The sequence below is a fragment of the Scytonema millei VB511283 genome, assembly GCF_000817735.3.
GTDB classification, from domain to species: domain Bacteria; phylum Cyanobacteriota; class Cyanobacteriia; order Cyanobacteriales; family Chroococcidiopsidaceae; genus Chroococcidiopsis; species Chroococcidiopsis millei_B.
The window spans coordinates 180759-193777 of sequence record NZ_JTJC03000005.1 but is presented as its reverse complement, the minus strand read 5'-3'; the positions used below and the strand labels follow the sequence as shown (position 1 = coordinate 193777).

General features: G+C 43.0%; 15 protein-coding genes. 9 read left to right on the top strand and 6 right to left on the bottom strand.

Translation table 11 applies throughout. The features are described from left to right. Positions 1-4: 4 nt before the first annotated feature. Positions 5-622 (top strand): universal stress protein, encoded by a 618-nt coding sequence (locus QH73_RS18445; protein ID WP_039715980.1) that lies wholly within the window; start codon positions 5-7, stop codon positions 620-622. Positions 623-639: 17 nt separating this feature from the next. Here QH73_RS18445 and QH73_RS18440 read toward each other — a convergent pair whose 3' ends face one another. The 3 genes from QH73_RS18440 to QH73_RS18430 form a co-directional block, all read right to left on the bottom strand. Beyond that, positions 640-1425, bottom strand: a complete 786-nt coding sequence (locus QH73_RS18440) for a methyltransferase domain-containing protein (RefSeq protein WP_039715981.1) — start codon at positions 1423-1425, stop codon at positions 640-642. 571 nt (positions 1426-1996) lie between these two features. Continuing rightward, the gene (locus QH73_RS18435) at positions 1997-2770 is read right to left on the bottom strand and encodes a DUF1350 family protein (protein WP_039715982.1); all 774 of its coding nucleotides are present in this window, start codon (positions 2768-2770) and stop codon (positions 1997-1999) included. A gap of 26 nt (positions 2771-2796) precedes the next feature. Further along, complete coding sequence (locus QH73_RS18430; RefSeq protein WP_201278217.1) at positions 2797-3519, bottom strand: transglutaminase domain-containing protein; 723 nt, start codon at positions 3517-3519, stop codon at positions 2797-2799. Between the two features lie 156 nt (positions 3520-3675). Here QH73_RS18430 and QH73_RS18425 point away from each other — a divergent pair, with 156 nt between their 5' ends. Further along, positions 3676-3963 carry an antibiotic biosynthesis monooxygenase family protein gene (locus tag QH73_RS18425; protein WP_039715984.1) on the top strand — a complete coding sequence of 96 codons (288 nt, stop codon included), beginning with the start codon at positions 3676-3678 and terminating at the stop codon, positions 3961-3963. Between the two features lie 33 nt (positions 3964-3996). Here the strand turns inward: QH73_RS18425 and QH73_RS18420 are convergent, their stop codons facing one another. Together QH73_RS18420 and QH73_RS18415 are read right to left on the bottom strand one after the other, a co-directional pair. Further along, a complete protein-coding gene (locus QH73_RS18420; RefSeq protein WP_052290093.1) occupies positions 3997-4608 on the bottom strand; it encodes a hypothetical protein in 612 nt (203 codons plus the stop codon). Between the two features lie 276 nt (positions 4609-4884). Further along, positions 4885-5742, bottom strand: coding sequence for a DNA adenine methylase (locus tag QH73_RS18415; RefSeq protein WP_039715985.1), 858 nt, complete (start codon positions 5740-5742; stop codon positions 4885-4887). Between the two features lie 8 nt (positions 5743-5750). Between QH73_RS18415 and QH73_RS18410 the strand changes: the two genes are divergently transcribed. The 6 genes from QH73_RS18410 (at position 5751) to QH73_RS18385 (ending at position 9680) form a co-directional block, all read left to right on the top strand. Beyond that, positions 5751-5891: a hypothetical protein gene (locus QH73_RS18410; RefSeq protein ID WP_201278216.1), complete on the top strand. Its 141-nt coding sequence runs from the start codon at positions 5751-5753 to the stop codon at positions 5889-5891. Positions 5892-5985: 94 nt separating this feature from the next. Further along, complete coding sequence (locus QH73_RS18405; protein WP_015153636.1) at positions 5986-6192, top strand: DUF751 family protein; 207 nt, start codon at positions 5986-5988, stop codon at positions 6190-6192. A gap of 191 nt (positions 6193-6383) precedes the next feature. Continuing rightward, a complete protein-coding gene (rbfA, locus tag QH73_RS18400) occupies positions 6384-6803 on the top strand; it encodes a 30S ribosome-binding factor RbfA (protein WP_015153635.1) in 420 nt (139 codons plus the stop codon). Between the two features lie 645 nt (positions 6804-7448). Then, positions 7449-7895 (top strand): DUF732 domain-containing protein, encoded by a 447-nt coding sequence (locus QH73_RS18395; protein ID WP_015153634.1) that lies wholly within the window; start codon positions 7449-7451, stop codon positions 7893-7895. 194 nt (positions 7896-8089) lie between these two features. Continuing rightward, entirely contained in the window at positions 8090-9262 is a 1173-nt protein-coding gene (locus tag QH73_RS18390) for a M20 family metallopeptidase (RefSeq protein WP_015153633.1), read from the top strand. Between the two features lie 160 nt (positions 9263-9422). Continuing rightward, on the top strand, positions 9423-9680 hold the full coding sequence (locus QH73_RS18385) for a hypothetical protein (protein ID WP_015153632.1): 258 nt from the start codon (positions 9423-9425) through the stop codon (positions 9678-9680). Positions 9681-9703: 23 nt separating this feature from the next. Here the strand turns inward: QH73_RS18385 and mgtE are convergent, their stop codons facing one another. Next, on the bottom strand, positions 9704-11104 hold the full coding sequence (gene mgtE / locus QH73_RS18380) for a magnesium transporter (protein ID WP_039715986.1): 1401 nt from the start codon (positions 11102-11104) through the stop codon (positions 9704-9706). 874 nt (positions 11105-11978) lie between these two features. Here mgtE and QH73_RS18375 point away from each other — a divergent pair. After that, a complete protein-coding gene (locus tag QH73_RS18375; RefSeq protein WP_374189045.1) occupies positions 11979-13010 on the top strand; it encodes a hypothetical protein in 1032 nt (343 codons plus the stop codon). Positions 13011-13019: the final 9 nt, after the last annotated feature.

The window sequence follows — 13019 nt, the reverse complement described above, 5'->3', positions numbered from 1 at the left end:
AACCGTGAATCTCAAACCAATTCTGGCGCGGCTGCAAAATGCTCTAGGTAGTCAAGACGTACACAATCTGATTTTGCGGATGCCAACTGGATACCAAACTCAGAATAATACATCCGAGCGATCGCTAAATTTAGTTGTCGGTTATGACGGTTCTCCTGACAGCCAAGCAGCGTTAGATCTAGCTTTATTAATTGCTCATCAAACTCGCTTGGCAACTCAAAACCAAGTCACAATTCACGTTGTTTATGTCTTAGATGAGGTACAAATAGAGTTACTGACCAAAATTTATAGCTCCAGTTCCTCAAAGACTTTTCGTCGGGGACAAAAGAAATCTGTACCTGTTGCCACTCTCCCTGGAACTCAAGCACTCGCAACTCAATCTAAAACAATTTTATTGGCACAAGCAGACGAAATTTTATGGCGAGCGCGATGTTTAGCTGAAGCATGGAAAGGTACGTTTGTGGCTCATCTACGATTTGGTTCTTTAGCTACGGAACTCAAAAATATTGTAGAGACTGAAACAGCAGACATACTGCTGTTAGGTTGTCGTTCTCAAAATAGTTTAGTGATTCGACAGTTAGATACAAATCTTTCCTGTGCGATATTAGGAATTTCTGAATAAATGAATTTCTCCCAATATTATTGCTCTAATTTGACTGCTCTGGCGCAAACAATCAGCGGGAAACGCGGATCGTTATATTCCAATTTCGCCTCAGTAAAATCAAAAGCTACCATGCCTCGGAGTTCTCCAGCAGCTACAAGAGAATTTCCGTAAGTTTGTATGTCGATCTGTTCGGCAAGAAAAGATTTAGCTAAGATGTAGTGCAAACCGCGAGCTGTAAAGCGCCAGTATTCGGGATAGGCAGGATAATTGATTGTAATATTCGGTACGGCAATCAGTAATACACCCCCTGGCTTCAAAATACGATGCATTTCTGAAACGATTTTTTCTGGTTCTGCAATTATGTGCAAAACATACGTACAAACAATACAGTCATAAGTATTACTAGGTAGATTATTTGGTTGAGTTAAATCGGCAACAATAGTTGCATTTGGAATATAATCCTTGTTTAAAACATCTAGCTTGGTAATCCGATCCCTAAAACGAGATGTATAAGTATCGTCTTGAAATTCTAGACAATGACCTTTAATATCTGCCGTGAATTTTTGGAAATACCAATCTAAATAAACGCGATGAGCGCTAACTCCTCTCTCACACCAGTTGTCTGCTAAAGGCTGCACGCCTGCCTGTAGTAACTCTATTCTCGTTTTGAGCATGAATAAAGGTTTTAATACTTGCTTGGCAGATTGCTTAAAACTCTTTGGTAATAGTTGTTTTCCATTATTAAAGACTTTCTTGAGTTGCTCGAAAAAACTTTTCTTACGAGGTGGCAAAAACTGACCAATACTATCGAATTGGCTCACAATCTATCTCCTTCATTTGATTAAAGCTACACTTCTAGATCTCCGATTTCAGAAATCTAGGAATGTTAAATAGTGTATCGCTCGGCAATACTGTACTTGAAACTGAAAGTTGATATTTAATAGATTGACTCTATTTGTCTGAATTGCAAAACTCTAGATTTAGCTTAAATTTGGGCGATAAAGAGCAATTCTATCGCTACAAATTGTGTGCGCTCAAGCTTAGTACAATATATCAATTCACGACATTTCTAACTCTGTAAGTCAGGTATAGATGCCTAGAGTCATTCCAACTTAGAAAATAACTATTATGGTGGCGTAAGTAAAATTTGCATATTTGTACGCTGACTTAGAGATAAATACTGCCGTAATATAGAAGCAATTTGCCTGTATGCTAATAAGTTAAGAACTGCATAACTTTAATTCCTCTATCGCTAGGTGGAAACACAATTAAGTATAGACAATAATTTTATATGTGGTTAAAAAAGCTGACTTTAACTGACTTTATATGTATGCAACAGAGGTGTGATTGAATCAGTAGTATCCCAATCCACTCGCGATCGCAACACCACCATCACAACATAGAAACAGGATTAAGCCACTGTACGATTGTTTGTCTTAGCTGTCTTAAATCGCGAGAAAACTCTTGCTTAAACCACTGTCCTACTGCATCGAGAGGTGTAAAGTTAGAACCAGTTTGCCATTGCAAATCTTGACTTAAAGGTGTGGTATGAGTACCGCTGAGGGTTTTTAACGTCACCATCCCCGGAAAGCGTTGATGCAGCAACTTCACCAAAGCCTCAGACTGATCGATCGTGTCATTGGTAAACTTGATCGCTAAGTTGCGGCGGACTTCATAACGAGTTTGCAACAGAGTATTGGTTTCCAGAGGAGAAGGGGTAAACTCGACAGAGAAGCCTGGATTAAAATTCAACTGCTGTACCAAGGGGATAGCATCTCGCGCTGCATAATTATTGAAAGAAATGAGGATATTACCAGCGCGTTCGACATTAAACAGACTGCCGATCAATAGATGGAGTTTACACCCCATACTATGCCCCACGCCGTAAATTGGTAAATAGCGGCTGCGGAGGAGAGACTTAGCGTAAAGTTGTCCGATCGCATTTTCAAAACCGTTCAGTACCGAGCGGGCGATCGCGGTATGATCTAGAGTGTTAACAAATGGCGTAGCAACGACAACGTAATGTTCTTCAGCGAGTTGTTCTAACAGCCAACGGTATGTAAGTTGAGGTGCAGTGGCAACAAACGCACCTCCTAAAAAATGCACGATCCCGATTTGTTTGTGGGGAACTAAAACCCAGTTCCCAGCAATTTCTTTCCATTCCATGAGCTTAGGGAGTGGGGAGTAGGGCTTTAGGTATTAACTTTATCTACCCAAACTTTCATATTCTTTAATTGTACTGCACCAAATTGGGTAACTAAGGCAACATCAGCCGCATCTCGTCCGTAGGCGATCGCAATTCTATTACCCCTTGGTTCTTTTTGGGTAGCATCAAACGTATACCAACGTCCACCTACAAACCCTTCAAACCAAGCGTGTAGATCCATCGGATCTAACTCGTAAAGATATCCTACTACCATCCGTGCTGGAATGTTCAAACTGCGGCTTAAGGCAATACCCAAATGGGTAAAATCGCGACAAACCCCTACTTTTTGCGCGGCTGTATCCACAGCAGAAGTAGAAGCATCGCTCGTACCGTAGCGATATTCTATATTTTGCTGAATCCAACTGCGAATCGCCTCTACTTGATCGTATCCAGGTGCAGCATTGCCAGCAATCTCATTTGCTAAATCTCCCAAGCAATCTGCTTGACAATAGCGACTGGGTAACAGAAATTGCAGCGTACTTTCCGGTAAATCCTGTACTAATACATACGGCGCGCCAGGTTGAGTATCAATTGTATCTGCGGTATCTACTTCAGCTGTGGTTTGTACCTGGAATGAACCTGGAGGCGCTACCATCCGCTGACACAAATTACCATAACTATCGGTATACTCTATAACTTGTGCGCTGGGTTCGATGATGTATTCCTCTCGCATCACCCATTGTCCCAATCCACTACGAGGTCTAAGCATGAAAATGAGTGGAGTTGGCGCGTTGACTTCATATGTAATTTGACACCCTGCACTCAGCCGCATTCTTACCCCCTAGTGATTTAGTTTATCAGTCTTTACATATATGCTGTTTAGTACAAAAACTGTATTATTAGCTAGCTTCTTAGGAGGTATTTTATGATTCTTGAGGCAGTGATGCTAAATGTCAAGTCGGAAATGGAAAGTGATTTTGAGGCAACTTTCAAACAGGCTTCCACGATTATTTCATCTATGAACGGGTATTTATCCCACGAATTACATAAATGTATAGAAGTTAAAGGAAAATATTTGTTACTAGTTAAATGGAAGTCTTTAGAAGCTCATACAGTTGAATTTAGAAAATCTCCTGAATATCAACAATGGAAAAAACTATTACACCACTTTTACGATCCATTTCCAGTAGTCGAACATTTTGAAAGAATTTAACCGTAGGGTGGGCGTTGCCCACCTTATCATTGTCTACTGAGAAGAACTTTCGCTTGTTGTTGTATCTTGACCTAACGTACTCTCAGCAGATGGTGTTTGAGATTCGGTAGTAGCACCGTTATTCTGTTGGAGTTGAGTGGTCTCAGCTTCAGTTTCAGGCTGTGTAGGAACGGGAGTTATCGTGTTTTCGTTCTGCTGTGGAGTCGATGCTGGCGGTTGCAGAACTGGAACTGGTACTTCCTTAATTTTCTCAATTATCGTTTGTTTTTCCGAACTGCGATCGACCGTAGAAGATTCTGTATTTGGTTTATCGCTAGGTACGGGAACGAGAACGGGTTGTGGTGTCGATGTAGATGCTTGAGGAGATTGATTCAAATACCAAATGACTCCCGCACTTAAAGCAGCAATTGTTGTCAGCAGAATGCCCAAAAGCAGACCTCGCGCCGCATTTTCATTATCTCTTACAACTGATGCTCTCTCTTGACTACTGCGTTCTGCAACTCGCCCATGTACGTATCCGTGTTGATAAGGATCGTGAGATTCAGTCGTCTTTGTTACATTAACGTGGGTGTTACCGCTAGCATCTTGGTAAGACTCTTGACGGACTTCACGATTATAGTTGTTGCCAGAATTTAGATTAGACATGATTTCAATAAAACTCCTTTCAAGTTAACTATTGTTTTATTTGATACTTGAGTTTGGATGAAATCAGCATAATCCCTGAAATCAAAGGAGTCACTCTATCCCTAGAAGGGATCTCTTTCAAGCTATTCCTCTATCTTGAGAAGGATTATTTCAAAGAAATTTTAGTAATGTAGAGTAGGTTATGCCTATCTTTTATAAAAATGAGACAAACATAGATGTTTGATGGAGTTCAAGCTCTCTTTTTTTTCGTGGTTGATGTTGTTGAAATAGTTATTCTCAATTTGCCATCACTAATATTTCAGTAATCTTACCTCTCTTTTGGGCTTGAGAATTAATTGTCCTAGCTGCTAAAATTTCATGAATATGAAAATCTTTATATAACTCTCGAACCAATGAACAATCAGAGTTAGATAACATGACCTTAACCCCACGCCGAGCTAATTCTGCAAATGTATCTCTCAATCTAATCTGATCCTTTACGTTAAAAGAGTAACGACTATAGCCCGTGAAACTACTAGTGTCACTCAGAGGATGATAAGGTGGATCGAAATAAACAAAATCCTCTGCCGTTTTAGCAAATTCTAAAATAGTGTCAAAAGGTCTAACTTCAATTTTTACAGATTGAAGAGAATCTGAAACTAAACGTAATAACTCTGCATTACAAATAGTAGGATTTTTATATCTCCCCATTGGGACATTAAATTCGCCTTTAGAGTTTTCGCGGTATAAACCGTTAAAACAAGTTTTATTCAAATAAATTAATCGTGCTGCCATTTCTTCAGGCGTTCCCGTGAACTGCGATCGCACCCGATAGTAATAATCGCGATCGTGCTGTTCTTGATGCCGTGCCAACAACTCAATTAATTCCTCAACGCGATCGCGCACGCAACAATATACATTAACCAATTCAGGATTAATATCTGTCAGTACTGCTGGAAACTTTTGTGTAGGGTTATTATTTCTAGCCACTCCATACAAGTAAAAAAAGATTGCCCCTCCTCCCAAAAATGGCTCGTAGTACGTAGCAAATTTTTGAGGAAAGAAAGGGATATATTGAGAAATCAACTGACTTTTACCACCTGCCCATTTTAAAAACGGACGTGGAAGACTTGACTGGAGTGACTGACGTAGCATTCAAAAAAGTGAGTAGCGAACAGTTATCAGTTATCAGTTATCAGTTATCAGTTATCAGTTATCAGTTATCAGTCAACCGTCAACCGTCAACCGTCAACCGTCAACCGTCAACACGTGCGTGTAGCGCAGCGTTTACCGTCAACCACTAATGACCAATGACCAATGACCAATAACAAATTGCTATAGAATAAACGTAATTCAAGTGAAAAAAAATTTAACAGCTAGACAAGGCTTATAAATCAAATGTTTGATGGCTTCTGGGAAAACGTCTCTCGCTACCCCCGCTACTTTGTTACGATTGTCTTGGGGATTTTCTTAAACGCCATATCTCCGTTGACTCCCCTATTTAAGCGTCCCACAACGGCGATCGCGATCGTTGGTATGTTCGTTGGATTATCTTTGTTCGTCCTGTTTACCCTCCGCGCCATGCTAGGTTTAAGCCCATCTTAATAAAATCATGAAATATGGCGAAAACAACCGTACAGCCGATCGCCAGCTTGTAAAGTCAATGGAATCAGTATTATAACCTTCTGTCTTCTGCCTGCTGCCTTCTTGCAATAGCTAATAGACTAGAAAAGTTGGGTAGAACCATTGCAGTTGGCTCTACTGATTTGATTCAAGTATGAGGAAGGGTTATTGTTATGGCTACAAGTCGCCGTGTGGATCGCGTTGCTGAATTAATCAAACGCGAGGTAAGTCAGATGCTATTAAATGGCATCAAAGACGATCGAGTCGGTGTAGGTATGGTTAGCGTTACCGATGTAGACGTATCCGGCGATCTACAACACGCCAAGATCTACGTATCAATATACGGTTCAGACGATGCTAGAGAGCAAACTATGGCAGGTTTAAAGTCAGCCACAGGGTACGTTCGCCGAGAGTTAGGGCAAAGAATCCGTCTCCGCCGCACTCCAGAAGTTGTATTTCACGAAGATCGTTCGATTGAAAGAGGGACGAGAGTGCTGTCGCTGATTAATCGGCTCAATCAAGATCGCCCCGCCAATCTAGAGCCAGACTACAAGGAAGATGAAATCGAAATCTCCGCCGAGGATGAAGCGTAACCTAGTGATACAGAACATGTGAGGGGCATATAGCTGTGTGTCCCTACCTGTGCTTCTCGATCTAGAAAATGAGGCATAACTTGCTATATTGCGCTATCCTATGCCGATATAGCTCGGGTTTTAAGTTGATGTACATATAGCGATTCTATTTGAGTCATGAACCGATCGTTGTGGTGGTTGACGGTTAACTGTCAACTGTTAACCGTTAACCGTTAACCGTCAACCAGCAATATCCCAGATTCACAAATCATTTAGGCTCTCTATATAAAGTTTATGTAGATTTAGCGATCGCCGCTAAAGTCCAGTAGCTTTACGGATCGATCCGCTATGTTAAAACCTACTTTAAAACTAAATCAAATCTGAAATGAGATACGATACCGTACATTCTCGGTATTTGATATTTTTCTATCTCAAGGCAGAAAAGATAGCCGAACTTGCTTCCTGTTGCTGGAATCCAGATTTAGCAAGCTCGAAATTTTCTTAAGGATCTTTTTAGAAAATCTTCAGTTTGAGAAACCTAGTCTGAGCAAGGGTTTGGGTAAATCTTAAGAAAAGCACGAAAAAAATTAAGATTTTTTTTATAATTCTGTTAGATCGTCACTAAGGTTGGGCATAACAAATATAGAAATCTACCTCGGTGACGTTATGAACTTCCGCTTCAATGCAACTATCGCTGCTGCTGCTATTGTTCTAGTTTCTGGTTTCCAATTCCAAGCTTTTGCCTCCGAACCAGACTACCTCTGCTTCGTTACCACTGGTGCGGGGGACGTGCTGGACTTATCTCAATCCCTATGTGCTGAAAAAGCCACAAAATCGACAATTGCAGCTCTAGACAAAGCATTTATCGAAGCTTACAAACAGCAAGCCATGACGCACGCTGACGTGCGCGATAATTTGATCGCTAATATTCAGCAATCTCCAGAAACTAATATCGCAGCCGCAAAAGGTGTCTGTAACGACTTAGAAGCCGGAATTTCCCTAGAGGAAATTCAAGAAGCTCAATCGGAAGATCATGAAGCAAAAGCAGATGAGGTCAATTCGGAAATCGTCAATAAACTAGCTACACAGTACTATTGCCCAGGCGTGCAGTAAACCTATTCATCTATCGATCGATAAATCAAAGTGCGATCGCAATGCGTCAAGGCATGTCAGCAGATCGTCACATAATATTTCCTCTCAGACACAATTTGACTGTCGAATCCGTATATATCTGCTCAAGTAGTCACGAACTGCTCGTCTTATCTTATTTATGATGGGGGAAAGTTGATTATATATATAAATAGTCAATGCTTACCCAAATAAAAGACATAGCCCTAAAGTTAGCGCCGCGTTTAATTGAAATTCGCCGCCATCTCCACAGTCACCCAGAATTAAGCGGTCAAGAGTATCACACATCTGCTTATGTTGCTGGTGTCCTTTCGTCTAGTGGAGTTCATGTAAGAGAGGCGGTTGGTAAAACTGGTGTAGTAGGAGAAGTACAGGGACATGGTAGCGATCGCCGCTTATTGGCAATTCGTACCGACATGGATGCACTACCCATTAACGAACGCACGGGATTAGAATTTACTTCCAGAGCGACAGGTGTGATGCACGCCTGTGGACACGATGTCCACACCACCGTAGGACTTGGAACTGCTATGGTTCTTTCCGAACTAGCATCCCAGTTACCAGGTAACGTGCGGCTGTTGTTCCAGCCAGCAGAGGAAACTGCTCAAGGAGCCAGCTGGATGATTGCTGACGGGGTGATGGAAAATGTCTCGGCAATTCTATCCGTACACGTCTTCCCTTCCATTCCCGCCGGAAAGGTAGGTATCCGCTATGGGGCGCTAACAGCAGCAGCAGACGAGTTAGAAATTACTATTATCGGTGAATCGGGGCATGGGGCGCGACCCCACGAAGCGATCGATGCTATTTGGATCGCCGCGCAAGTCATTACCACCCTGCAACAAGCCATCAGCCGCACGCAAAACCCGTTGCGTCCAGTGGTACTAAGCATCGGACAGATTACAGGTGGTAGAGCGCCAAACGTCATTGCCGACCAAGTAAAATTACTTGGCAGCGTGCGATCGCTCCATCCCGAAACCCGGACTAATCTACCTGGGTGGATCGAAAAAATCGTCGCGAATATTTGCCACTCCTACGGAGCGCAATACGAAATGAGCTATCGCCCAGGAGTACCAGGGGTGCAAAATAATATTGGTCTATCCCAAATTTTACAAACAGCCGCAGAAGAGGCTTGGGGAAGCGATCGCGTTTTAGTTTTAACCGAACCCTCCCTTGGTGCAGAAGACTTTTCACGCTATCTCGAACACGCTCCTGGTGCTATGTTTCGCTTAGGGGTAGGATACGAAGATCGCACCAACTATCCCCTGCACCATCCTCAATTTGAAGTTAACGAAGCCGCGATCGTTACTGGTGTCGTCACCCTTGCCTACGCTGCGGTGAAGTATTGGCAATAGGAGAAGTCAGAAGTCAGGGAAGAGAGCAGAGGAGCAGAGGGAGCAACTCTAGTCACTAGTCACCAGCCACTAGTCACTGATAACTGACTTAGGAAAGATGCAGCCATATCCACAGATTTGCTACTCTAACAAAAAATACCGAGACAGTAGTAATTAAAATATGGCATCACCTACACCACTGCAAGGTACTGAATTAGTTGACTGTGCGAGAGCAAACGCTAAGCAGGGAATTGAAACTGCTGCCCGTCAGTGCGGTTTTGGTGAAGATTTAAATGGTTTTTCACAAGCGCTCAAGCGAGCCTGCGAGAGTATGAATTTACAAGTGAAGGAACTGAGCGAACTCATTACCGATGATGAGATGATCCTTCAAATGGGTAAAGGGGAAATTGTTGCACCCGATAGTGCTTCGGAACTGTGAGCGGGGATTAGAAACTGGGAATTTTAGACCCGTAAAATGACTCTTGCCAAGTTGAAATAAATTAAAACTCCCAGTACGTCAACTGCGGTTGTAATAAACGGCGCTGACATCAAAGCCGGATCTAAGCCTAGTAAGCGAAATAAAAATGGTAGTGCAGAACCGGAAACAGAAGCCAAAACAGAAATTGCTACAAGACTGGCTCCTACGGCGATCGCTACCGATAAGTTTCCCTGTAAGAAAAAAGCCCAAATCGTGGCGACCGTTCCCAACATGGAACCGAGTAACAATCCAGCTAGTGCCTCTCTAATAATGACTTGTGCTGGTCCTAACGCCCTAATTTCATCGGTATTCATCCCGCGAATGACGACAGTTGAAGACTGCGCCCCTACGTTACCACCAGTACCAGTGAGTAAGGGAATAAACGCCGCTAGGGTGACAACTTTTTGTAAAATCTCTTCTTCAGCTTTAATAATTGTGCCTGTAACGGTATTTGTAATGAGTAAGACGAATAACCAAACAACTCGCTTGCGGGCAACGGAGAATAAATTACTCTGAAAATAACCATCGCCCCCAGATTGCACGCCTCCACCTAAAGCGTAGATATCCTCGGTAGTTTCCTGCTGAATAATATCAATTACGTCATCTACAGTAACGATGCCTACAAGTCGCTGTTCGCGATCGACGACTGGAACGGCGAGAAAGTCGTAACGCTGAATTAATCTAGCGACTTCTTCTTGATCGGTATCTGTATGCACGCAGATAGCATCGCGGGTCATAATTTCGCCAATCGTTTCTTGCGGATCGGCAGTGACTAAATCACGTAAAGATAAGGTTCCCGTCAGCCTTCTCGCTGCATCGGTGACATAAAGGTAGTAAATAGTTTCTGTATTTTTAGCTAAATAGCGAATGCGTTCCAGGGCTTGCGTGACGGTCATTCCCTCTTTCAGAGAGATTAACTCTGGGGTCATGATCCGCCCTGCTGTTCCCGTTTCGTATCCTAATAACAGGGCGGTGGCTTGCCGTTCGGAAGGGCTGAGTTGTTCTAGCAAGCGATTGACAATTTTAGCGGGTAGTTCGTCGAATAAGCGGGCGCGATCGTCTGGCGACATTTTATCCACAATATCGATCACATCTTGGCGCTTGAATTCTTGAACGAGTGCTTCTTGTACGCTATGGTCGAGATATTCGTAAACTTCGATCGCCTCGCCTTTAGAAAGCAAGCGAAAGGCAAGTACTTGCATTGGTTCGGGTAAGCCTTCAATGGCTTCGGCAATATCAGCAGGCTGTACCGGAACCAAAATGGCTTTAGCTCCCTGTAAGTCTCCCTGTTCCAGTAGGGCTAGCAGTTGAGTGCGTACGAGGTTGCGTAATTCTTTACGCGAGAAGTTTTGCAGGGTCGAGGATGGGTTGTTACGATCGGTCAATAGCCTATCCTCCTATGACAGTCAAGTGAACGTGCTGCCTTTAGTCTAGGTGACGCTGGCAACTACCAGATCGAAGCATACTATTTTTCGGCTCGATGTTTTAGAGCGATCGCTTACTAATGTAGGTTAAGTAGCTGCGATCGCAATTTTCTAAATTCCTGGTTTTGATTCTCTCTAATCTCAGCTCTAGGCACATCGCCTAGTTGGTAGAGTTCGTGTGAAGAGGATAATGTCACCCATAGACGCATACGCGCAGCGTTCTCGCAAAGTAGGCGCAAAGGGTAGGTAAGTTTTTTCTGTTGAGCAAAAAGAAGCAAAGCAGTGTCTCTTCGTCGCTTTCTTAGATATTGCAGTGCTTATAGGCAACATAGCTATTTTTCTGGAATTAGATAGAGTCCAATTGAAGGAACTCTATGCGAGGCTTCATCGTCTCTATAGGTGTTTCCTCCTATGGATATTGCCGACTACCTAAGTGAAAAACTTATACGGTAGTTACTATTTATACTTAAAAAAATTGATTTAACTGTATACTTAACTTAATAAAGTAATAGATATTGTCAAATTCTATGCTCAAGAAACAACAAGTAGCGATCGCTACTATATTAATAATGTTTTCGATTATACCTGCTTATAAGGCAAAAAGTAGAATGGGGGTTAATATTTTGCCAGGTCCCCACACTCCGAATTTGGTAGAAAAGTTGACGAGAGGCAAGTTTAAAGCTGAGTGGGTAGATCGAAACTGGTTTCGTTGCCCCGATTTGCCTTTCAACAGTTAGCGCGACGCAGATGGCAGGAAAGGGGAAAAGTACGAGCTATTCATGCTCGGCTGGTCGTGCAATAATAAACGGTCTGTGACCAGATCGTTCGCCTTCTCATGTTGCAATCCTCCGCTTCTACTGACGACCTAGCTGCTGTCCTAGCAGAGTCAATCGATCTCAATTTTGAACTGCCCGATCCTGAAGACGAAGAAATTTCGGAACATGATTTTCAGCAGCAGCTAGATAATGCATGGCTAGTTTGCGATCGCTTCGATCTACAGACAGAAATCTGGCGGGGCAGAATTTTAAGGGCGGTGCGCGATCGCGAGAAAAAACAAGGAGATGCCCGTGGTAGCGGCTTTCTCAATTGGCTGAAAGCGCGGGAAATTAGTAAAAGTCAAGCATACTCCTTAATCGAGTTAGCTAACAGTGCCGATACGCTAGTAGAACAAGGGGATTTAGACCCCAATGCCGTGAGATGCTTTAGTAAACGAGCGTTTATCGAAACTGCAAAGGCGGAACCGGAAATTCAACAATTAGTTACCGATGCAGCGAAACGAGGCGATCGCATTACCCGTCGTGAAGTGCGTCAGCTATCGGATGAGTGGATGGCGATGTCGTCCGAACTCCTCCCCGAACCAGTTAAAGTGAAAGCTTCAGAAAACGCGCTTCCACCCCGCTATCTTGCGCCTCTGGTGAAAGAAATGGAGAAACTACCGGAGTCTCACCAAAAAGAGTTACAGCGGGAAATTGCAGCAAATCCTGACATAGATACGATTAAAGAAGTGACGACGGAAGCAAAGTACTTGTCCAAATATATTAATGCTGCTACGACCGTCCAAGCCCTAAATAATGACGATGTAGACTTAGAACGGGCGATTCAGGAAGCAATTCGAGTAGGCTGTATTAACGTCGCGGCTGACTTGGTAAATCAGGCATCGCAGTTAGAACAAACCATAGCTAAACTTTACGGTACTTGGAAGCGGATCGGTAGTTTAGCCGATCGCTTGTATGTAGACACGGGGGCGAGTACTCCCCACTTGCGATCGCTTTTGAGTTGTCTCGAACCTCTCGGTGGTGAAGTGATGGAAGTCAGTTTAGGTGGAGATAACGAACGCACGATCCGCTTACAAATTAGCGAAGAGTAATTTTTTATA

Coding starts and splice junctions, on each gene's coding strand:
- QH73_RS18435 (WP_039715982.1), bottom strand. CDS start 2,770: ATGGAATGGAAAGAAATTGCTGGGAACTGGGTTTTAGTTCCCCACAAA.
- QH73_RS18430 (WP_201278217.1), bottom strand. CDS start 3,519: ATGCTTAGACCTCGTAGTGGATTGGGACAATGGGTGATGCGAGAGGAA.
- QH73_RS18425 (WP_039715984.1), top strand. CDS start 3,676: ATGATTCTTGAGGCAGTGATGCTAAATGTCAAGTCGGAAATGGAAAGT.
- QH73_RS18420 (WP_052290093.1), bottom strand. CDS start 4,608: ATGTCTAATCTAAATTCTGGCAACAACTATAATCGTGAAGTCCGTCAA.
- QH73_RS18415 (WP_039715985.1), bottom strand. CDS start 5,742: ATGCTACGTCAGTCACTCCAGTCAAGTCTTCCACGTCCGTTTTTAAAA.
- QH73_RS18405 (WP_015153636.1), top strand. CDS start 5,986: ATGTTTGATGGCTTCTGGGAAAACGTCTCTCGCTACCCCCGCTACTTT.
- rbfA (WP_015153635.1), top strand. CDS start 6,384: ATGGCTACAAGTCGCCGTGTGGATCGCGTTGCTGAATTAATCAAACGC.
- QH73_RS18395 (WP_015153634.1), top strand. CDS start 7,449: ATGAACTTCCGCTTCAATGCAACTATCGCTGCTGCTGCTATTGTTCTA.
- QH73_RS18390 (WP_015153633.1), top strand. CDS start 8,090: ATGCTTACCCAAATAAAAGACATAGCCCTAAAGTTAGCGCCGCGTTTA.
- QH73_RS18385 (WP_015153632.1), top strand. CDS start 9,423: ATGGCATCACCTACACCACTGCAAGGTACTGAATTAGTTGACTGTGCG.
- QH73_RS18375 (WP_374189045.1), top strand. CDS start 11,979: ATGTTGCAATCCTCCGCTTCTACTGACGACCTAGCTGCTGTCCTAGCA.